The 21,793-nt window shown below is 62.6% G+C and carries 16 protein-coding genes; 5 read left to right on the top strand and 11 right to left on the bottom strand.

Translation table 11 applies throughout. The features are described 5' to 3' along the window. Positions 1 to 6: 6 nt before the first annotated feature. Together VX159_RS03165 and VX159_RS03160 are read left to right on the top strand one after the other, a co-directional pair. Positions 7 to 984, top strand: a complete 978-nt coding sequence (locus tag VX159_RS03165; RefSeq protein ID WP_371324543.1) for a DUF4214 domain-containing protein — start codon at positions 7 to 9, stop codon at positions 982 to 984. A 185-nt stretch (positions 985 to 1,169) separates the two neighbouring features. After that, positions 1,170 to 3,032, top strand: a complete 1,863-nt coding sequence (locus VX159_RS03160) for a DUF4214 domain-containing protein (RefSeq protein WP_371324542.1) — start codon at positions 1,170 to 1,172, stop codon at positions 3,030 to 3,032. A 107-nt stretch (positions 3,033 to 3,139) separates the two neighbouring features. Here VX159_RS03160 and VX159_RS03155 read toward each other — a convergent pair whose 3' ends face one another. Beyond that, positions 3,140 to 6,733 (bottom strand): indolepyruvate ferredoxin oxidoreductase family protein, encoded by a 3,594-nt coding sequence (locus VX159_RS03155; protein ID WP_371324541.1) that lies wholly within the window; start codon positions 6,731 to 6,733, stop codon positions 3,140 to 3,142. Positions 6,734 to 7,006: 273 nt separating this feature from the next. Here VX159_RS03155 and VX159_RS03150 point away from each other — a divergent pair, with 273 nt between their 5' ends. Continuing rightward, entirely contained in the window at positions 7,007 to 8,587 is a 1,581-nt protein-coding gene (locus tag VX159_RS03150; protein WP_371324540.1) for a sigma 54-interacting transcriptional regulator, read from the top strand. 85 nt (positions 8,588 to 8,672) lie between these two features. On the opposite strand, the gene VX159_RS03145 is transcribed toward VX159_RS03150, so the two are convergent. The 7 genes from VX159_RS03145 to VX159_RS03115 all read right to left on the bottom strand — a co-directional run bounded on the left by VX159_RS03145 (position 8,673) and on the right by VX159_RS03115 (position 14,481). Next, positions 8,673 to 10,217: a diguanylate cyclase domain-containing protein gene (locus VX159_RS03145; RefSeq protein WP_371324539.1), complete on the bottom strand. Its 1,545-nt coding sequence runs from the start codon at positions 10,215 to 10,217 to the stop codon at positions 8,673 to 8,675. Next, positions 10,214 to 10,348 (bottom strand): hypothetical protein, encoded by a 135-nt coding sequence (locus VX159_RS03140; RefSeq protein ID WP_371324538.1) that lies wholly within the window; start codon positions 10,346 to 10,348, stop codon positions 10,214 to 10,216. Before VX159_RS03140 ends, VX159_RS03145 begins: the two co-directional genes overlap by 4 nt. Positions 10,349 to 10,603: 255 nt before the next feature. Further along, positions 10,604 to 11,344, bottom strand: coding sequence for a hypothetical protein (locus VX159_RS03135; RefSeq protein ID WP_371324537.1), 741 nt, complete (start codon positions 11,342 to 11,344; stop codon positions 10,604 to 10,606). 99 nt (positions 11,345 to 11,443) lie between these two features. Beyond that, entirely contained in the window at positions 11,444 to 11,989 is a 546-nt protein-coding gene (gene msrA, locus VX159_RS03130) for a peptide-methionine (S)-S-oxide reductase MsrA (RefSeq protein ID WP_371324536.1), read from the bottom strand. Positions 11,990 to 12,047: 58 nt separating this feature from the next. Next, positions 12,048 to 13,547, bottom strand: coding sequence for an amidase (locus VX159_RS03125; protein WP_371324535.1), 1,500 nt, complete (start codon positions 13,545 to 13,547; stop codon positions 12,048 to 12,050). Further along, positions 13,544 to 14,011, bottom strand: a complete 468-nt coding sequence (locus VX159_RS03120; RefSeq protein ID WP_371324534.1) for a DUF2867 domain-containing protein — start codon at positions 14,009 to 14,011, stop codon at positions 13,544 to 13,546. The genes VX159_RS03125 and VX159_RS03120 overlap by 4 nt, the downstream gene beginning before the upstream one ends. 89 nt (positions 14,012 to 14,100) lie before the next feature. Then, the gene (locus VX159_RS03115; protein WP_371324533.1) at positions 14,101 to 14,481 is read right to left on the bottom strand and encodes a DUF6463 family protein; all 381 of its coding nucleotides are present in this window, start codon (positions 14,479 to 14,481) and stop codon (positions 14,101 to 14,103) included. A 604-nt stretch (positions 14,482 to 15,085) separates the two neighbouring features. Between VX159_RS03115 and VX159_RS03110 the strand changes: the two genes are divergently transcribed. Together VX159_RS03110 and VX159_RS03105 are read left to right on the top strand one after the other, a co-directional pair. Then, positions 15,086 to 16,402 carry an ATP-binding protein gene (locus VX159_RS03110; RefSeq protein WP_371324532.1) on the top strand — a complete coding sequence of 439 codons (1,317 nt, stop codon included), beginning with the start codon at positions 15,086 to 15,088 and terminating at the stop codon, positions 16,400 to 16,402. 1 nt (position 16,403) lies between these two features. Further along, positions 16,404 to 17,051: an HNH endonuclease gene (locus VX159_RS03105; protein ID WP_371324531.1), complete on the top strand. Its 648-nt coding sequence runs from the start codon at positions 16,404 to 16,406 to the stop codon at positions 17,049 to 17,051. Between the two features lie 369 nt (positions 17,052 to 17,420). Here VX159_RS03105 and VX159_RS03100 read toward each other — a convergent pair whose 3' ends face one another. From VX159_RS03100 to VX159_RS03090, 3 genes are read right to left on the bottom strand one after another with little or no spacing between them, the layout of a single operon-like run. Then, positions 17,421 to 18,356 carry a helix-turn-helix domain-containing protein gene (locus tag VX159_RS03100; RefSeq protein ID WP_371324530.1) on the bottom strand — a complete coding sequence of 312 codons (936 nt, stop codon included), beginning with the start codon at positions 18,354 to 18,356 and terminating at the stop codon, positions 17,421 to 17,423. A gap of 26 nt (positions 18,357 to 18,382) precedes the next feature. After that, on the bottom strand, positions 18,383 to 21,139 hold the full coding sequence (locus tag VX159_RS03095) for a PEP/pyruvate-binding domain-containing protein (protein ID WP_371324529.1): 2,757 nt from the start codon (positions 21,137 to 21,139) through the stop codon (positions 18,383 to 18,385). After that, complete coding sequence (locus tag VX159_RS03090; RefSeq protein ID WP_371324528.1) at positions 21,136 to 21,756, bottom strand: TetR/AcrR family transcriptional regulator; 621 nt, start codon at positions 21,754 to 21,756, stop codon at positions 21,136 to 21,138. Before VX159_RS03090 ends, VX159_RS03095 begins: the two co-directional genes overlap by 4 nt. Positions 21,757 to 21,793 lie beyond the last annotated feature (37 nt).

Raw genomic sequence — 21,793 nt, 5'->3', positions numbered from 1 at the left:
AAAGGAATGGCAAGCGTAGTTCTGCAAAGCGGCGCCAGCATGTCCAACGACATCAACCAGGCGATGAGCGACAACGTCAAACAGACCGTCCTGGAAAAGAGCGCCAGCAAAATTTCGGTTTCGATGTCGAACGGCTATTCGGCGGTGATCACCGGTTCTGGCATGACCTACGACAGCAACAACGACTGGGTGGGCGGCACCGGCACCGGCATTACCATCAGCAAGAACGGGCAACTGCTCCTGACCTATAGCAATCTTTCAGTCCCCGGAACCGACAACTCCTTTGATAAGGGTTACGATGGACAGGCACCGGGGCCGCAAGCCGAACAAGCTTTCTGGCTGCGCGACAACGACACGATTACGGGAACCTCCGGCAACGACACCCTGCTCGGCTACGGCGGTAACGACACCCTGACCGGCGGTGCCGGCAACGACCTGATCGATGGCGGCAACGGTTCGGATACTGCCGTTTATTCCGGCAACTCGTCCTCCTACACGATCCAGAAAAACGGCTCGGCCTGGAATGTCAGCAGCGCCGCCGAAGGCACCGACAACCTGACCAACGTCGAACGCATCAAGTTTGCCGACAAGACCCTGGCCATGGACAGCGACGGCAACGCCGGCCAGGCCTACCGCCTGTATCAGGCCGCCTTCAACCGCACCCCGGACAAGGATGGCCTCAAGTACTGGATCACCACCATCGACAACGGCGCCTCGCTCAAAGCCGCCGCATCGGCCTTTACCGAAAGCCAGGAGTTCGCCACCCTGTACGGCGGCAACAATCCTTCGGCCGACATCCTGATCACCAAGCTCTACAGCAACGTCCTTCACCGCAGCCCGGACCAGGGCGGCTACGACTACTGGAAAGGCCAGCTCGCGTCGGGCGGCGTGGACAAGACCGGACTGCTGGTCAATTTCTCCGAATCGACCGAAAACAAGGCTGCGCTGATCGGCGTGATCCAGAACGGCATCGACATCACCTGAAAACCATCTTAAGGATGGTCTGCATAAGTGCAAAAAATTGGATTTGGCGTTCTGCAACCCAATAATTTTCATCTATCCAATTTTTCGAGGATGCACTTGTTCAGGCAATCCTTAACCGACTTGAAAAACATACAAAAATTTTACGCGAATTACCGCAGACACAATTTTCGGGGGGAATTCTCACAATGAGCAGCACCAGCGATTTGATCAGCGCACTTGCAAACGAAAAAAATACAGGATCAATCACAACCAAACAAATTGAAAACGCATACATCACCTTTTTCAACCGCCCCGCAGATTTTGCTGGCCTGAACTACTGGCTTGGCTACAAAGGCAACTTGGTCGATCTTTACAACACGTTTTCAAAATCGCAAGAATATACTGCTCTATTTTCAAATAAATCAAATGCAGAAATTGTGCAAACGGTCTATCAAAACCTTTTTGGCCGCGCCCCTGAGGCAGCCGGGCAGAGTTACTGGGCCGACCAATTAAATCGGGGAACATTGAATATTGGCACAGTTGCAAACGCGATCTGCTCTGGCGCCCAGTCCACCGATAAAACTGCCGTTGACTCAAAAGTAACGGCAGCTACCACATTCACTTCAAACCTAGACACCACGGCCAAACAAGCAGCCTACGCGTCGCTCAGCTCAACGGGACTCAACAGTATCAAGTCCTGGCTGGCAACGGTAACAAGCAGTTCAGGTTTGGTATCTGCGCTAAATACAGCCGGCGACGTCATCAATTCATTGCAAGGAAGTAGCGGTAGCCAGAGCACTTATTCCCTAACCGCCACACGCCCCAATATCTCGGAGGGAAACTCGGGTACGACCAATATGGTCTTTGACTTGACCTTGGATCACGCTGCAAGTTCGAGTATCTCTGTTACCTACCAAACACTGAGTACAGGTACGGCAACTCCCAACGTAGACTTTGTCTCGGCTAGCGGCACGGTGACTTTCGCTGCCGGGAGCAAGACCGCCTCGGTCTCGGTTGCGATCAAAGGCGACACCACGTATGAAGCCAATGAATCGGTTGCCATACAGTTTTCGGGAACCAAGCTGACAGCACCGATCACCGTCACCGGGACAATAACCAACGACGATGCCAGCGCCTCCACCACTGGCACCACCACTGGCACCGGAACCACGACCCCAAGCACAGGGTCGAGTCAAGTTGTCGATATCAGATCTGCATCCAATGGCGCGGACTCGATGCCGCTGAAAACATACGATGCCGGAACCGGGGCAAAGAGCTTCGTCATCGACATCAACAAATCGCATCCGGTTGATGCCACGACCACCATTGCAGGCATCACCATCACCAATTACAACGATGGCAGCCGCGGTCAAGCCAGCATCACCAATTTCGGAAGCGACGACAGCATCCAGATCAGTAATCAAAGTCTGCTGAATATTTTCTCGAAAGATTCGAAAAACGTCGTCTTGAATATCGACGGCAGCAACGGTCATATGGAAACAGTGACATTGATGGGCGCCAACCCGAACATGGCTACCATTTATGATCTGAATGGATTCAATGCACTTCCGGTCGGAGACATTAAGCTGACGCAGGCAACGGCAGGTACAGGCACGACCACCGATTCCAGTACAACGAGCAGTTCCGCCTCCACAAGCTCGGCCCCCAGTCAGACAATCGATATCCGATCGGCCTCGAATGGCTCCGATGCCATGCCCATGCAGACCTATGATGCCAGCGGCGGGGCGAAAAAATTCACTGTTGATATCAACAAATCACACCCGGTTGATGCCACTTTGACCATCGGTGGCATCACCATCACCAATTACAGTGACGGCAGTTTCGGACAGGCCAATATTAATAATTTCGGTGCTGATGACAGCATCCAGATCAGTAACCACATCCTGTTGAATATTTATTCAAAATACTCAACCAATGTACTTCTTACCGTATCCGGGAATGATGGCCATTCGGAAATGATTACCCTGGTCGGAGTAAACCCGGGCATGGCCACCATTTACGATCTGAATGGATTCAATGCTCTTGCCGTTGGGGATATCAGTCTGTAGCCAAGGGAAGCGTAGAAATCGCCGGGATCGCTCGGCGGCAAACGAAAAAAGCCCGGCACACCGCCGGGCTTTTTGTCATCTCAGCCGGTCGACCGTAAAAATCACGGTCAACGACTCACGACCGGGATTTTCAGCGCCTTGCCGCGCCCGCCTGTCTTGCCCGGCGGGCGGCCGAGGGTGAAGTCTTGCCAGAGGTCGCGGCGGCGTTCTTCGGCGCGTTGGGCGTAGCGTTCGCGGACCGGGCCGTAGCCGCGAATGTCCGCCGGCAGGCTGGCCAAGGCAACAGCAGCGGCGTGGTTGGCCGGGCTGAGTTCCTGTTCGACGCGGGCGAGCAGTTGCTCGTAGTCGGCGAGCAGTTGCCGGTCGAGCTGGCGGTCGTGGCTGTGGGCGAAGGGGTCGAGCGCGGTGTTGCGCAGGCGGCGGCAGCGGGCGAGCAGGCTAAGCAGCGGCGTGGTCCAGGGGCCGAAGCGGCGCTTTTGCGGGTTGTTGCCGTTGAGTACCGGCGGAGCGAAGTGGTGCACCACCCGGTAGTCGCCCTCAAACTGTGCCGCGAGTTTGGCCTGGAAGGCCGGGTCGCGGTGCAGGCGGGCGACTTCGTACTCGTCCTTGATCGCCAGCAACTTGTGGTAGTTGTGCGCCACCGCCACGGTCAACGCCTCGCTCCCCGGCAAAACCCGCTGTTCGGCAACGCGGATGCGCTCGACCGCCTGCCGGTAGCGGGCGGCATAGGCCTGATCCTGATACTCGACCAGATGCGCGGCGCGTTGCTCGACCAGTTCGGCCAGCGGCAAGGCAGCGACGGAAGTCGCGGCAGAAGCGACGGCAGAGGCGGCCGCCGACTCGCCGCGTGCCAGGCGCAGCACCTGCGGCAGATCGACCGCTGCCAGCCGCCCCCAGTGGAAGGCGCGGATGTTGGCGGCGACAGCGGCGCCGTTGATTTCGATGGCGCGCAGGATGGCGCCGGCCGACAGCGGGATCAGCCCGCGCTGCCAGGCCATGCCGAGCATGAAGGGGTTGGTGGCAATCGAGTCGCCGAGCAGCGCGGTGGCCAGTGCCGTGGCGTCGAGAAATTCACCGTCGCCGGCGGCGAGCGCGGCGGCGATGCGTTGCTGCATGCCGCTGGCGCCGAATTGCGGGTCGGGGTTGGCCTGCACGTCGCCGGTTCTGGCCTGGCGGGCAAAACCACGCACGAACTCGCTGGTCATCCCCTCGGCGGTATTGACGATGGCGCGCGAGACGCCGGCCTGCAGTTTGGCCAGGGTTTCGTCGCCGGCCGAGACCACCAGGTCGCAGCCGAGCAGCGCGTCGGCCTCGCCGGCAGCGATGCGGGCGGCGTGGATCGGGCTGCCGTCGGCGGCGATGCGGATGTGCGACCAGACCGCGCCGCCCTTTTGTGCCAGCCCGGCCATGTCGAGGGTACTGACGTTCTTGCCTTCGAGGTGGGCGGCCATGCCGAGCAAGGCGCCGATGGTCACCACGCCGGTACCGCCGACGCCATTGACCAGGATGTTCCACGGCCGGTCTAGCGGCGGCAGCTGCGGTTCGGGCAGCGTGGCGAACAGTTCGTCGCCGACGGCCAGCGCCGCCTGCTTGCGCAGTTGCCCGCCTTCAACGGTGACGAAGCTGGGGCAGAAGCCTTTGACGCAGGAAAAATCCTTGTTGCAGCTCGATTGGTCGATCTGGCGTTTTCGCCCGAACGGCGTGTCGACCGTAGTGACCGATAAACAGTTGGACTGCGCGCTGCAGTCGCCGCAGTTGTCGCACACCGCCTCGTTGATCACCGCCCGCACCGCCGGATCGGGAAACTTGCCGCGCTTGCGGCGGCGGCGCTTTTCGGCGGCGCAGGTCTGTTCGTAGATCAACGCGGTGACGCCGGGAATCTCGCGCAATTCGCGCTGCACGGCATCGAGTTCATCGCGGTGGCGGACTTCGGTGCCGCTGGCGAGGCCGACCTCGGCGGTGAATAGCTCGGGGCGGTCGCTGACCACGACAATCCGGCCGACGCCTTCGGCCTGCAGCTGGCGGCTGATGATCGGCACGCTCAAGCTGCCGTCGTGCGGCTGGCCGCCGGTCATCGCCACTGCGTCGTTGAACAAAATCTTGTAGGTGATGTTGGCCTTGGCCGCTACGGCGGCGCGGATGGCGAGCAGGCCGGAGTGGAAATAGGTGCCGTCGCCGAGATTGGCGAAGACATGCTGGCGCTTGGTGAAGGGCGCGCGGCCGAGCCAGGCGACGCCTTCGCCGCCCATCTGGCAGAAGGCGGTGGTCTGCTCCGGCGAGAGCCAGGTCGCCATGTAATGGCAGCCGATCCCGGCCAGCGCCTGCGAGCCTTCCGGCACGCGGGTCGAGGTGTTGTGCGGGCAGCCGGAGCAGAAATGCGGGGTGCGCACGATGGGCACGCTGCTGGCGGCGAGCGCGGCTTCCTTGTCGTTCAAGAAGGCGAGGCGCTTTTCGATGCGTTCGGAGGTGTGGAAGCGGGCGATGCGGGCGGCGATCACCCGCGCGATCATCGCTGGGGTCAGGTCGGCGGCGGCCGGCAGCAGCCAGTTGCCGTGCGGCAGCGCCCACTCGCCCTTTTCGTCGAACTTGCCGATCACGCGCGGGCGGACTTCTTCCTTCCAGTTGTAGAGCGCCTCCTTGATCTGATATTCGAGCAGCTGACGCTTTTCTTCAATGACCAGGATTTCGTCCAGGCCTTCGGCAAAGCGGCGGATGCCTTCGGCCTCCAGCGGCCAGACCATGCCGACCTTGTACAGGCGGATGCCGATCTGCGCCGCCAGCGCCTCGTCGATGCCGAGGTCGTCGAAGGCCTGGCGCACGTCGAGGTAGCTCTTGCCGCAGGTGACGATGCCGAGGCGCGGCGCCGGGCTGTCGATCACCGTGCGATCAAGCTGGTTGGCACGGCAATAAGCCAGCGCGGCGTAGAGCTTGTGGTTGATCAGGCGCGCTTCCTGCACCAGCGGCGGGTCCGGCCAGCGGATGTTGAGGCCGTCTTCTGGCAGCGGGAAATCTTCGGGAATCTTGATGTCGACCGCGAACGGGTCAATCGTCACCGTGCCGGCGGTCTCGACGGTATCGGCCAGCGCCTTGAAGGCGACCCAGCAGCCGGAATAGCGCGACATGGCAAAGCCGTGCAGGCCGTAGTCGAGGTATTCCTGGATATTGGCCGGGGCCAGCACCGGCATCATCATCGCCTTGAACACATGCTCGGTCTGGTGCGGAAAGGTCGAGGACTTGGCCGCGTGGTCGTCGCCAGCGATCACCAGCACGCCACCGTGGCGGGCGGTGCCGGCGGCGTTGGCGTGGCGGAAGACATCGCCGCTGCGATCCACGCCCGGCCCCTTGCCATACCAGATCGAAAACACGCCGTCGCAGGCGGCTTCGGGGTCGAGCGCCAGTTGCTGCGTGCCCCAGACGGCAGTGGCGGCGAGGTCTTCGTTGACCGCCGGGTGGAACTGCACCTGATGCTCGGCCAGCACCTTGGTAGCGCGGGCGTATTCCTGATCGACCGAACCCAGCGGCGAGCCGCGATAGCCGGTGACGTAGCCGGCGGTATTCAGCCCCAGCGCACGGTCGCGCAGGCGTTGCAACATCGGCAGGCGGACCAGCGCCTGGGTTCCGGTCATGAAGACGCGGCCTTTCTGGACCTTGTATTTGTCGTCGAGGCTGACGTCGTGCAGCGGAATCTCGTTCGGCTTCATGCCTCACCTCGGCACGGCACGGGATTGAAACAGCCGGGCGCGGCGGATCGCGGCAGGGCGGTGGGCATGATGTCTCCTTGGTTATTGTCGGCAAACGGCGCATAAGCGCTGGGATGGCTTATGGCAAAGCCCGTGCCACCCAGCGAAACCAATGTTTAAACAAGGCCTTGGGGAAATCAGGCGAGTGGCTGCCGACGCCGACGTATCAATTTCATTACAGATCACCCGCACAATCGTTGTAAAATCATTACACCGTATTGAATTCATTACACTATGCGTATCGACGTGCTCTATCAGGACCGGGTCGGCCTCGGCGAAGCCGTGCTGATGGTGATCGCCCGCCGCCAGCTGAATGTCAGCCAGATCGAGGTCGAACCGGAGCACATCTACATCGACGTGCCGGCACTGGAGCAGCCGCGCTTCGACGAACTGTCGCAAGCGCTGCGCGACGTGCCCGGCGTACTCGCGGTGACGGTCGCCGAAATCCTGCCCGGCGTGCGTCGCCGCCTCTACCTCGAAGCCCTGCTTGCCGGGATGAGCGACCCGGTGCTGGCGGTCGACGGCGACGGCCGCGTGGTGGTCGGCAACGCGGCGGCGGCGGCGCTGGCCGGCGGCAGCGCCCGCACGCTGGCCGGCTGCCGCTTCGGCGAACTGTATGCAGCGCCGGAACTGCACGGCGAACTGGTTGCCAGCGGCTTTTCGCTACCGCCGCGCGAGGTCTCGCTGTGCGGCCAGACTTTCCTGCTCGATGCGCGGCCGCTGGCCGAGGCCGAGCCAACGCGCGACAACGGCCCGGCGCCGGTCGCCGGCGGGCTCCTGACCTTGCATGCGCCGAGCCGGATCAGCCGCCAGTTCTTCGCCCTGCAGCACGCCGAAGCTCCCGGTTTCGACCGCATCCTCGGCGAATCGCCGGCGATCCGCGACCTGCGCCAGCGTGCCGCACGCGTCGCCGGGGTCGAGGCGCCGCTGATGATCCTCGGCGAAACCGGCACCGGCAAGGAGTTGCTGGCGCACGCCTGCCACGCCGCCAGCCGCCGTGCCGGCGCGCCCTTCCTTGCGCTCAACTGCGCCGCCGTGCCGGAAAACCTGGCCGAAAGCGAACTCTTCGGCTACACCCCCGGCGCCTTCAGCGGCGCCCAGCGCGGCGGCAAGCCCGGCCTGCTCGAACTGGCCGCCGGCGGCACCGTCTTTCTCGACGAAATCGGCGAAATGTCGCTCTACCTGCAGGCCAAGCTGCTGCGCTTTCTCAACGACGGCAGCTATCGCCGGGTCGGCGGCGAGCGCGAATTGCGCGTCGATGTGCGCATCGTCTGCGCCACCCACCGGCCGCTGGAGCAGATGGTCGGCGAGCGCAGTTTCCGCGAAGACCTTTATTACCGGCTCAACGTGCTGACGCTCAAGCTGCCGCCGCTGCGCGAACGTGGCGACGACATCCTGCTGCTCGCCGAACAGGCCATTGAGCGCGCCGCTGCGCAGGCCGGCAAGGCGCGCTGCCGGCTGACCCCGGACGCCGTCGCGGCGCTGCGCCAGGCCACCTGGCCGGGCAATGTGCGGCAATTGCAGAACGTCATCTTCCGCGCGGTCACCCTCAGCGACCAAGCCTGGCTTAGCGCCGCCGACCTCGAACTTGCCGGCACCGCCGTCGCCGCCCAGGGCGGCAGCGAGCAGCCGCCAGTACAGGCGGCAAGCGCGATTGCCGCCGACGCCGACTGGGAACACCTGATCGGCGAACGCGAGCGCGAGATCCTCGCCGCGCTCTACCCGCAGCACCCCTCCAGCCGCAAACTCGCCGCCCGCCTCGGCGTCTCGCACAGCAAAATCGCGGCCAAGCTGAAGAAATGGGGGATTGGCTGAGGCGGCTCAGAGTTTGGGCTTATTCCCGGATTGCCATCAGAACAGTGGAGCAGGGACACCGGCAAGATGCGCGACGTCCATAGCCTTAACTCTCTAACGGAAACATGGCCACCCGATTCTTGCCCCCTGCCTTAGCCGCATAAAGAGCGCAGTCGGCATTTTTCAGCAGCACCTCGGGATCAGCCTCTCCCGCCGAAACATGAGCGACCCCGGCACTGGCTCCAACCTTGACCGTCACATTAGTGACCGCCAAACGAATCGGACGTGCAACCGCTTCGATCAGGCGTCTCGCCACTTCGGCAGCCGCTGCGGCGCCCGGACAGTCATTAAGGACAATGGCGAATTCGTCCCCCCCAAGCCGGGCCGCCACATCGCTGGCGCGATTGACGTGCTGGAGGCGGGCACCAATCACCCGCAACACTTCGTCGCCGGCATCATGCCCGTAGGTGTCATTAACCGGCTTGAAACCGTCGAGATCCATCATCACCACGGCACAGGGAATACTGCGCTCACGCCACTGCTCCAACGCCAGTTCGATGGCGGCGTGGAGGCTGACCCGATTGGGCAGATCGGTCAACATGTCGCGATAGGCGAGTCGCTGCATGGTCTGTTCGGTCTTGCGCCGCAGGGTAATGTCCTCGATGGTGAGAATCGCCATCACCGGATCAATTTCTTCGTGCAAGATCAGAGACAGTTCGCACAAAAAGGGCGTGCCATCGGCCTTACGCAGCATGACCTCGATCTTGTCGAGCAACTTGTAGGAAGCCTCGCGCATACGCGCCATCAACGAATCCCAGGTGGCCGGGTCAGCCCAAATCGGAGATGCACCGAAACGGGTTTGCGAGTCGTCCAGCGTGCCGATGGTGCGCACCCAGGCCTCATTGACGCTGACGATGGTCTCGGTGTCGATGCGGATCACCGCCGCCGCCACCGGCATCACGCGCAGCAGATCAAGCAAGCGGGCCTTCATCATGCGTACTGCGGTAATCAGCGGCATGTTCGCCTCATCGCTGACGGGCTGCTCATCCTCGACCAGATTACCCTGGAGGATGCGCTGCGCCAGTGCGATGACATGCTGGCTTTCGTAGCCTTCGCGGCGCAGCCAGATGGCCAGATAGACCATCATGCCGATGAAGGGCAGGAAGTAGGCGATGTGGATGCCAAAAGTGGCCCAGAAACGGTCGTTGTCGAACACATAGATCGGCGCGCCCAGACTTTGCGCATAACCCAGAACCAGATGGTGCAGATAGATGACGACGGTAGCCACGACAATCGTTCGCCAGTCCCGGTAGTAGAGCAGGACACCAATCAGCCCGAAAGCGGAGAAATGCGCCTCGATATCGCCGCCGGTCTGATGAATGATGAGACCGGTAAAGATCATGAAGCCACTGGCCATGAACAGGCGCGTTGCCAGCGCGCCGGCATGGGCGCGATTGAGCCAGAACGCCAGCGACAATGTCGGCAGACCGACCAGCAGGACGGACAGGAAGGTAGCGCGTAACGGCGCCAAGACCAGGCATACGAAGAGCAGGAAGACATTCATGCCCACCATAATGCGGTCGGCGCGCACACGGTAAGGGTGCAGCAGCGGATCGAAAGCGGTCTCGGCCGCCAGCAGACGGCCAATCATCGCGGCACGACACACATCGTGCCAAGCCAGGCATCCCGATACGCCAACCAGGCCAGGACGGACAAGGACCAGGAGAGCCACAGGGCAATCAGGATTTCAGGACGCCGCAAGGCGGCAAGCAGGAATTTCATGGAGGCAGGCAGCAGGATGGAAATTTCAATGCTGATCTTTGGAGTATCGCGTCCCACCCTATATCAGTCAAATCGGGAAACCCGGGCCAACCCGCATGCTTGCCGCCTGCCACCAATCGCCCCCCAGCGATACTCACGACCCATTTCATTTTTCTCTGCCTTTTACGGTCCACCTTAAGCAACAGCGTTTTTTCTGCCCCCCGGTGGGCAGAAAAACCCGGCTGCACCGGCGTCGACCGTGAACATGCGACCCACTCAGGCCGGCAGTACCGGTTTGCCATCGGCCAGCGGGGTGGGCCGGCCGTTGGCGTCGAAGCTCAGGCTGGCCTGAGCCCAGTTCCGGTTCTGGTCGAACAGGTAGCGGTATTTGTCGATCAGCGCTTCGAGCTCGCTCTGGGTCTTGACCCCGGCCAATTCACGCTCGAAGGGCGCGGCCTTGAGCCCCTCGCCGACGTATTCGGTCAGGGTATTCAGCGTGCGCAGCTGGCTATCGAGCGCCGGTTCGCTGGCGAGGGCGGCCTTGAGTTGCTCGGCGTAGGGATAATCCGCCGGCAGCTGGATTTGCCCGTCGCGGTCGTAGCTGATCGAGGCCGGCGCCTGCGGAATGCCGTGAGCCTGCAGCGCACGCGGGAAGGACTGCGCCAGGTGATCGCTCAGGGCCTGCAGATTCTGCGAGTTGGGCAGCAGGATCGGAAGCTCCTTGCCGGCGTTGGCGGCGACAAACCCGGGCGAGAAATAGGTATCGAGGTCGACCGGCATTTCGCCCAGTTGGGTCTGCATCGGGACCCCCTGGCCGCTCCCGGCGACCCGGGAAGCGGCGGCATCGCGCGCGGCCAGCTGGCGCCCGGCGCTGGAAATCGACACGGTGGTTTCACCACCGCCGGCAGCGGTCGCGGCAGGCCTGGCTGCGGCAGCTTCTGCCGCATAGCCCGGCAACGAGGTCCGGTTCACGGTGGAAGCAAAGGGGGAGTAAAGGCTTTTGGCAGAGATTTGCATGCAGGCACCCGATAAGAAGAGCAATCTGCCGGATACCAATCAAGATTCATGCCAAAAGACTGAAGCCGCCTTGATTGCAGCGGCTTTTCGCCTTGCTCCTCAGACCTTCAACCACTCGGCAAAAGTCTGCCGCACCTTGGCCGCCTTCGGGCCAACCACAGCGCGGCAGTAGCCTTGCTCCGGGTTGCGCCGGAAATAGTCGTGGTGGTAATCCTCGGCGACGTGGAATTCGACCGCCGGCACCAGTTCGGTCACGACAGGCGCCGGCCAGATACCCTCGGCGTCGAGGCTGGCGATCATCGCGGCAGCCGCCGCCTGCTGCTCGGGCGAGTGGTAGAAAATCGCCGAGCGGTACTGGGTGCCGACATCGTGGCCCTGGCGATTGCGCGTGGTCGGGTCGTGGACCGTGAAAAACACGGTCAACAGCACTTCAAAGGGAATTTCCCCGGGGTCGTATTCGAGTTGCACCACCTCGGCATGACCGCTGTCGCCACGGCAGATTTTTTCGTAGGTCGGGGCCGGATCGTGGCCGCCCATGTAACCCGGCCGCACCCGCTGCACCCCCTGCAGCGGCATGAACGCCGCCTCGGTGCACCAGAAACAGCCTCCGGCAAAGGTCGCCAGCGCCATCGTTGTTCCTTTCATTGTCTTGGTCGCAGATGGGGCTCGCCGGCGCCGCCGGGGTTCCCCACACCCGCGCGGCTCAGCCCGCGCCCGCCAACGGAGGATACGGCAAGCCCGCCGGCCAGAGCAGGCTTTCCACCACCGCACCGAGCGCCAGCAAGGCCTCGTCCTGCCAGCGCCGGCCAACCAGCTGCAAGCCGACCGGCAGGCCCTCGACCACTGCTGCCGGCAGGCTGAGCACCGGGCTGCCGGTGAGTGAAAACGGCAGGCAGCAACCAACGGCTGCTTCGGCCCAGCCCACCGACTCGCCTCCCAGCACGACCTTGGGCGGCGGCCGCCAGCGCGCCGCGCGGAAGGCCGGGTAAGGCGCCAGCGCCGCGACCGGGCAGAGCAAGGCATCAAAGCCGGCCAGCAGCTGCTCGAAAGCGGCGATCATTGCCTCGCGCGCTGCCAGCGCCCGGGCGTAGCTTGCATGCCGTGCGCCAAAGCCGCGCACGAAGGCAGCCAACGGTCCGCCCCGACGCGGCAAGAAGGTCGCCAGCAGGCGCATCAGCCCGCGTTCGCCGGCCGGTGCCGTGGCGCCGATTTCGCTGCCGGCGATTTCGCCCCACAGCCGCCAGGCCTCGGCCAGCGGCCAGGGCGGCGCCACTTCCTCAACCCGCTGCCCCTGTGCCCGCAAGCTGGCCACCGCCTGCGCCAGCCCCTGGCGGGTACGCGGGCACAGCGGCAGCCCCGGCCACTCGCCCCAGTACGCCAAGCGCAAAGGCTGGACCGGCGGCGGCACCGCCCGCCAGGGCAGCGGCGGCACCTCGCTATCGAGTCCGTCCGGCCCGCACAGCAGCGGCAAGGCCAGCGCCAGATCAGCGCAACTGCGAGCCAGCGCGCCAAAGGACAGCAAATGGCGGACGGTACGCGGCTGGCCCGGCAACTGCGGAATATGGCCGCTGCGCGGAATCCGGTTTTCACTGGCCTTGAACCCGGCGACGCCGCAATAGGCAGCAGGGATGCGGATCGAGCCGCCAATGTCGCTGCCCAGGTCGAGCAAGGAAAACCCCATCGCCACCGCCACTGCGCTACCGCCGGAACTGCCGCCCGGCGTCAGCCCGGCCCCCCAGGGGTTGCCGGTCGGACCAAAAAGCGGATTCCAGCATTGCGGGTCGCCGGCCAGTTCGGCCAGATTGCTTTTACCGACCAGAATTCCGCCTGCAGCCCGCAAGCGCGCGACCACGCTGGCATCCTGCGCCGGGTAATGCAGCGACAGCGGCGGATGCCCGGCGGTGGTGCGCAGATCCACCGTGGCAAAGCTGTCCTTGAGCGAAAACGGCAGCCCGAGCAGCGGCGGCAAGTCGCCCGCTGCGCCCCCTTGGGTCAGCGCACCGGCAGCCACATAGGCCCGGTCGGCAGCAACCGCAGCGGCTCCGGCAGCAGCCAGATCGAGCGTCACCAGCGCGTTCAGTTGCGGATTGTGAGCAGCAATGCGCGCACGACAGGCCGCCAGCAACTCGCTCGGCAACAACTCGCCACTGGCAAAGGCGGCCCGTGCCGCCACCAGCGACGGCCAGCCGGAGGCCGCGCTCATGCAGCCGGCGCCAGCAGCCGGGCGCGCATGCGCGGCAAGCAGTGGGCGACGATCAGGTGATGAAAGGGCGTGACCAGCGCGAGGTACAAGCGGCCGCCAAAGTTACGTGGCTGCACGGCGGTGATCACCTGCAACTCCCCCGGCTGCCAGCGCAGGAGCAAGCGGAAATCAAGATGGCGGTCGTCCTCGCCGAGCAGGACAGCGTCGCGGCTGGCCGCGATGACCCGGAAAATCCCGTAACGCTCGCCCATCACCAGGCGCTGCCCGGCCTGCGGCAGCGGCATCGCGGCCACCTTCAAGCCCAACGGGGCGACCAGGCGATCCCGCCAGCGCATCAGGCGATGCACCCACGGGGCCGGCGCCTGCAAAAACGCCAGCAACAATGCTTCGGCGCCATATTCGGCAGCCGTCGGCAGCGCCACCCGGCGCACATCCTGCCAGGGGTAATCGGCCAGTGAAATCATCGGTTCGACCTCGAAAAAAGGGAGCCGGCGTCGCAACACACGGTCGACGCCCGCCCGGAGCAAAAACCGCCGCAGCGGCTGCGCTCCATTCAGCGGAACAGGCTCAGCGCCACCGGCAACACCAGCCAAAAACCCGAGGCCGGCATCAGCCCCACCCCCAGCCCGAGCAGCAGCAACAAGGCGCCACCCAAAGCCGGGCTGCGCCAGCCCGGCACCTGCCGTTCAAGCAGATCGACCGCCATGCCCAGCAGCCACAGCAAAACCCCGAACAGGAAGAACCAGGCAACGACGCCGCGCAGCGGGTCGCGGCCCACACTATCGAGCAGGCCATCGGCGAACAGTGCCTGCCAGACCTCGGGGAATTCGCCAAAGGCAAACCCGGTATGCACCAGCGCAATCAGGCACAAAGCCCGGCCGCGCCAGCGGCGCGCCGGTACCGCCAGCGGTGGAGAAGATTCAAGGGGGAACATCGCAACTCCCGGTAGTGATTTGCCGGGGAGGATAAGAAGCGGCGCGGGCGGCGTCTTGTATGGAAACGACACGGCGCGGGCGGGGGCGGGGGCTAATTTGGGTACAGGGAGGGCTGAAGGCAAAACCGAGGGAAGATCGGCCAGCGCCTGTCGCCGGCCGTTTGGCTGCCGATCAACTCAAGCGGCTGCTTGCGGCAGCGCGGGCTGCAGGCCACCAAGTCGCGGGGAGTTGAACGGCTCGAATCGACCCAAGCCGGCTATTCGCTGATTCAGAGTACGAATGGCAGGTTTCTGATTGCTGCGGCCGTTTGTGGCAAGTGCTGAATGCGAACAGCTCGGCCAAAGCTTTCCCTCAAGACCAATAGCCAGCAGTAGCTCTTCATGCTGTACGGCATAATTTTGCCTAAATAAACATTATGATTTAATGTGGATGGAATGTCGTCTTTTATGCGTGCGGTTGCGTGCCGTAGTTCTGTTTTCCGCCACATATCTTTCGGTGTGGCTGGAGGTACTACGGCAAAGAGTCACGAGGTGGACGCACAGTCCACGTTGTTATGGTTTCCTCCGCCAAAATACTGAGCATGGAATATATAGAGATTAAACAATGAAATTCCAGATAGAAAGCCTTATTACTAATGAGCAGTCGATACATTTAAGCCGACCTGTCCCTGGCAGAGAAAACATCTTCACAATGCTGGTCGGTAAAAATGCCTCAGGAAAATCTAGAGCGCTCAGCAAGATTGCAAACCATTATTTATTTCCTCACCACAAAAACAACAGAAGCAACTTTGTATATGAATCAGGTAGCTCACTATATAAACCACGCCGCCTAATTGCTGTTTCCAACAGTAGGTTTGATAGATTCCCGAGTGCGGAACAGGTCATAAAATACGGGGAAAAATACAACACTGAATACCATTATCTCGGACTGGGCCAGTTTGGCTCAAGCCCCTACAAGATATTATCAAAATGGTGCCAATCTCTGTTTCTTGACTACCGAAACGATATGTCAAAAAAGGCCAGTTTGTCATGGATATTCGAATACACAGGTTTTTTGCCGATATTTAGCATCGAATTAAAGCGAAAATTCTCCAGAATTCATGGCTATGGAAGCACTATAGATTCGTTATATGATGAATACCAACGCGCCACAGCCACCATGGAGGAAGATACCGAACGTAAATTTGATTTTGAGAAAGATATAATTCCAGCTCTTTACTATTTAAATGAAAGAGTCAGTGATAAGACGCGAACCCTATCGTTCAGAGTCGACCTCCGCCATGATAGCTGGCTTGATAATGAGTCAATTGAATTTGCTCGATTCGCTGCTCCGTTGCTAAGCTGCGGGATTCTACAAGTTTCTGGCTTTCATCTTTACGATATTTCAACGAAGGATAAGCGGACATTTTTCGAAGCAAGTTCTGGACAACAGTGCATGCTGCTAATGTTCTTAGGTATAAGCAGTGCTATCTCCGATGAATCATTAATATGTATAGATGAGCCGGAGATAAGCCTCCACCCCAGATGGCAAGCCGAATTTATTGGCATTGCTCAGAAAGCATTTTCCTTACATCGCGGATGTCATTTTCTGATAGCAACCCATTCCCCCCAAGTTGTTGCCGGGCTTACTTCAGATAACGGATTCGTTGCAGACTTGGAGAGCAACACTCTCACGCACTCAAGCGAATATGCCAAGCGGTCGGCAGATTTTCAATTAACTGAAATATTTCATGAGCCTGGCTTTAAGAATGAGTATCTAATAAGAACCCTCTTGGTTTTAATAGCAAAATTATCTAAAGAGCAATCACTGTCTTATGAAGACGCACAAAAAATAAAGAGCATAGAGTACATCAAGGATCGACTAGAAAGCAGCGACCCCGTACTTCATTTGCTCAACCAAGTCAAAATGCTTTCGCGATAAAATGAAAAAGGTTGAATACAGTGGAACAATTAAGGATTTTGTCGAGCGCTACGACAAAGTTAGTCACTTAATTTGGAATGAAACCAAAGGAGAGATAGTTGAAGTTAGAAAACACATCAGAAACCATTATCTCGTTCAACAGCATTACTGCTGCGCTTATTGCAGAATCGAGAAAAAAGAATCGCATGGCATGACATGGGATGTTGAGCATATCTTGCCAAAATCACTATTTCCAGAATTTCTTTTTGAGCCAGAAAATCTGGCCATCGCGTGCAAAGAGTGCAATGGCCCAAAGGATAATATAAACATTCTGTCCGAACCAAGCAAAAAACAAAAGCAACTCCCGAAAACCAGTGGCGAATACACAATCGTTCATCCACATTTTGATATTTACTCAGACCACTTTGAAGTAACGATAATAAAAAGCCGACGAATTTATAGGTTGCGAAACGGCAATAAAGCGAAGGCGACATATATCGCATGCAATCTCAGTCGATTTGATTATCAGTATGCAGAGTGGGATGACTTCGACGAGGCTTTGGTTTCGGATTTTTCTGAGTTTCTTGATCGATGCCCCAAGGATGCAACCGCCCAAGAAATACAGAAAATGCTGGGACATCTTCGATTTGTAAAAAAAACAAATTTCTAAGAACAAATTGATTCGTGAGCATTTTTTGTTTGTTATAGAAGGCCACCTGACTATCAAACTGTTGTTTGGTTGGATAGAAATGGGCAAGTTATTAGCCTCAGCATCCGTCACAGATTAAACGGCAGTATGTTGTGATTGGCTGATTTAGCCAAGATACCCGACGTAAGAGCTTCCACCACCGAACATCGACAGAGGCTGACGAGTTCGCGTAGGTGGTCTGTCCGGTTTCGGAGTGAAGCTGTACCACAGGAGGGAGTAGATGGCAGTCCGGTTGTGGCCGATTGCTACCTTACTCCTCCCAGCCAACACGCCCCTATCGCCCGCCCATATGCAATGCCGTGATCAACACAGCCGAAACTCCCCAGGCAGCTAATACCCACCCGGCCCAAACAACCTCTGCAGCTGTTCCCGCGCCAGCCGGTAGGGCCAGAAGGCTGGGTCGTCGCTGGCGACCCCGGCGAGCAAGGCGCTGGGGCTGTAGCCGGTGAAGCTGAGCAGGTCGCGGTGCAGGTGGGCCTGGTCGTAGTAGCCGCCGAGGGCGGCGAGATCGGCCAGGCCAGACCAGGCGGGGGAATCGGTGGCGTTGGCCGCATCGGCCGCTGCCGACCGCGCCATGAAGCGCGCCAGCAGCAGGCTGCAGCGGGCCTGCCGGCGGTAACTTTTGAGCGGCTGCCCATAGCTCTGCAAAAAGCGCCGCTCGAACTGGCGCAGGCCGAGCCCGAGGCCGGCCGCCAGTTCGCTGGCCGGCGCGTCCCAGGCCGGTAGCGGCAGTACCAGGTCGGGCGCCGCCGCTTGGCGCATCCGCCAGCCTTGCAGGCAGGCGAACAAGGCAGCGAGCAGCGCGGCTTCGCCAGCCCTCGCTTGACCAACAGCGACTTCACCGGCAGCCACTTCGCAGGTGCTTGAAGCGGCAGCCCCGGCCGCCAGTTCGGCCAAGCGCAACGCCTCGCCGCGCGCTTCGCCAGCGAGCAGGTCGGAAAGCGGCACCGCTTCTTCCATCACCGCCAGCGGCGGCAAGGGCAGCAACTGGCGCAGGCGACCCGGCTGCAGCGAGAGGGTGAGTATCCGCGTGCCCGGCTCGGCGCTGGCCCGGCGGATACCACGGGTACCACCGCAGAGCAGGAAGGGCGCCAGCACCGTATCGCGGCCGGCGTGGTGGAGCGTGATGCGGCCGCGCAGGATGAGCAGGAACAGCGGCTGCAAACCGGCCGGGAGCAGATAGGGGCCGCCCGGCAGGGTTTTCAGCAGCGCATGCTGCACGCAGTCGGCGAGGCCCGGCGGTGGCGGAACGATCAGGTCGGACATGGCGGCGCAGGATAGCACGTCTGCATTTACAGCCGCCGCACCTCGCCGCGCAGGCCATCGACCTCGACCTCTTCGCCATCAGCCAGCGCGGCGAGGATGCCGGGCAGGTTGATCACTGCCGGCAGCGCGAATTCGCGGGCGACGATGGCGGCGTGCGACAGGTAGCCGCCGGTTTCGACCACCAGCCCGCCGGCCTTGAGGAAGAGCGGCGTCCAGCCGGGGTCGGTCGAGGGGGCGACGAGGATTTCGCCGGGCTGCAAGGCCAGCCCCTCGGCCGGGTGGCGCAGGCGGCGGACGCGGCCGCGCACCACGCCGGTCCCGGTGGCGACGCCGCGCCAGACATCGGCTTTCGCGGCTTGGCCGGAATGCCTCGGCGGAGCGACCGCCGCCAGCCCGGCGCTGACCGACGGTATGGGCTCGCCGATGCCGGCGGCTACCGCCAGCGGACTGCATCCGGCGGCATTTTGGGCCGGATTCACGGTCGACCGTGGCAGCGGCGAAAAATCGTCGGCGGGAGCGAGCGCCCGCCATTCTTCCGGCGTCGTTGCCTGCCACTCGGCAAAGCGGGCCTGGCGCTCGGCCAGCCGCGCCTGCACGCCGTGGGCCGGGAGCAGGCCACGGGCGTAGCGTTCGATTTCAGCCGGCAGCAGATGGAAAATATCGTCTGCTGTTGCCAGCACGCCTTCGCCAACCAGCCGGGCGCCGATCTGCAGCCACAGGCGGCGACCGGCGGCGAGCAGCGCGATCAAGGCGCTGCGCGCGGCTTCGCGGCGGTTGCTGTCGCGGGTTGCGGCCTTGACCTGGGCACGGATCAGGCCGCGCGCCCAGAATGGCGCTTCGCGGCGCACCCGCGCCCACGCGGCGGCGGCCGCTGCCTGCTGACGGGCGCGCAGGGCGCCGGCATCAACCTCGGCCAGCGCCGGCAGTTGCGCCAGCAGCAAGGCCGGCGCCTCGGCCCAGCGTGGGCTGCGCAGATAGGTTTCGTAATGCCCGCGATGGCCATAGGTATCGAGAAAGGCAGCCAGCGCGGCGGCGAATTCGGGATCGGCCAGCCACGCCTGCCAGGCCTCGGCCTGGGTCGCTGGCAGGCCGTTTTCGTCCTGTGGCCACGGTCGACCGTGGCGCAGGCACTTTTTTGCCTGCTGCGCCAGCGCGAGCAGGGCGTAGCCTTGCTGCGCGGTGACGCTGGGCTCCCCGTCGGCCAGCAGCGCCGCGCCAAGCGCCGCCCCCTCGCCGGGGAAGAGGCGCTCCAGGGTGTCGAGCAGGAGATTGAGGCTGCCGCCGCCCGAGCCTTGCAGAAAAAACATCCCGACGAACTCGCGCGCCGGCTGCAGCAACCGCTGCAACAAAGCGACGATGGCGTCGGTCTCAGCCGGCAAGGTCCGCGCCCGCAGTTCGCGAGCAATGGCCAGTGCTGTCGCCACCTCGGCATCGCCGCGGCGGGCAAAGGCCGGCGCCCGCCGCAGGTAGGTCAGCAGCCGCCCGCTGCGTTGCAGGCGCTGCCGCCAGCTCGGCGGCGTGGTAGCGATGCACGGCTGGTGGCCGCCCATCAGCGCATTGAAGCGCGCCGGCAGCAGGCCGATGCCGTCCCAGGCCTCCCATTGCAGGATCGCCGCCTCCAGATAGAGCCGGCCGTCAATCAGGCCGGCGCGCTGGATGCCGGGCAGTAGCGTGGCGCCGGCCAGTTTCCAGCCCTGCTCCAGCAGATCGTTGCAGCCGTGCCGGGAAAAATTCCAATCCATCGCCTGCAAGGGCTCCGGCATCACCTCGCAGGTGTTGCCGCGCGTCCAGATCGCCGGCTGGGTACGCAGCGCAGCGTAGGTGTAATGCGGCCGCCGGGTGACCGGCCGGGCCTGGGTCAGCCAGAACTGCGCGCCATCCCAGACCCACTCCAGATCGTAAAACGGCGCGACGAAATCGCAGGCCACCGCCGCATCGCGCAGCAGCGCCGCCAGCGCTTCGGCCTGCGCGGTGTTCAGCACCGGCGCCGTGACTTGCCCGGCCGCCACCGGCCGCCGCTCGGTTCCGCCGCCGGGGGCCGGCAGCGCCTGCAGCGGCTTGGCCCCCGGCCGGCTGGCGAGCAGGCGCCAGACATCGGTCGTATCTTCGGCAAAAAGGTACTCGTCGCCGGCGCACTCTCCGCCGACCAGCGTTTCGCCCAAGCCCCAGTTGGCATGGACGACGATGCGGTCCTCGCGGCCGCTGCGCGGGTCGCAGGTAAAGCCGATGCCGGCGGCGACCGCCGGCAGCAAGGGCATCACCACCACCGCCATCGCCGTGTCACCGGCCAGCCGCAACCCTTGGCGATAGGCCACGGCAGCCGGCGCCTGCAAGGATGCCCACACTTCGCCGACCGCCACGGTCAACGCCGGCAAACCGCAAATATTCAGGCGCGAGACGAAGATGCCGGCGAACGATGCCGCCGCCGCGTCCTCACCAACCGCCGACGAGCGCACCGCCAGCGGCGTCTGCAACCAGCCGCGCGCCGCCAGTTCGGCGTGCAGCAAGTCGACCAGTGCCGGCGGCACACCGGCCTCTGCCGAATTGGTCGCCCCCCCGGTCGCTCCCCCAGTCGCCGAGGCAGTGCCAGCGAGTGATTGCCCGCCGCCGGGCGCCGCCAGCCGGCTCCACGCAGCCGGGATCACGAAGAAATCCGGCACCGGCAAGCCGCGCTCGCGCAGGATGCCCAGTTGCCGCCCCTTGCCGCCAACCTCGGCGGCAGCGGCCCGCGCCGCGCGGGCGGCGTCGTACAAGGCCAATGCGTCGCTGCACCGTTCGCTCATGGCCGCCGCTCCAGACCGCCGCAAATCAGGTCGAGCATCCGCGCAAACTCCTGCGCCAGCGACAAACCCGGATCGGCCAGGCAGCGCAGCATGGTCGCCAGATGCGCGAACTGCAGGTGCATGGCCAGCCACTCGGCCGGCAGGTCGGCGCGGAAATCGCCGGCCGCCTGCCCCTGCGCGATCAACTCGCCAAAAATCCGGTCCATCCCGCTGCGCTCGCGCCCCTCCGCCGGCAGGCGCTGGTCGGCAAGGCGGTAGCGGACGTAGGGCAACAGGAAGTCGCGCCGGCTCTCGCACCACGCTGCCTGCAGTTCGAGAAAGCGCGCCAGCCGCGCCCGCCCCGGCGCCGCCCGCGCCAATTCCGGCTGGATCGCCGGCCACGCGGCACGCAACTCGGCGTGGAAGATATGGCGCAGCAAGGCTTCCTTGGCCGGAAAATGCTTGTACAGCGTCACCTTGGAGACATCGGCCTCGGCCGCGATCCGCTCCATCGTCACCGCCGCAAAGCCTTCAGCCGCGAACAGCGCCCATGCAGTCTCGGCCAGTCGGTCGAGTAATTGCAAACGCTTGCGCTCGCGGCGCCCGCCCTCTTCCTGCCCGGAGTCTGCCTGCTGCATCGCTGTCACCTCGCCAAATAAATTAACGACGTTAATT

It is taken from the genome of Dechloromonas sp. ZY10, from assembly GCF_041378895.1.
GTDB lineage: Bacteria > Pseudomonadota > Gammaproteobacteria > Burkholderiales > Rhodocyclaceae > Azonexus > Azonexus aquae.
This window is presented reverse-complemented; position numbering and strand designations above follow the sequence as displayed.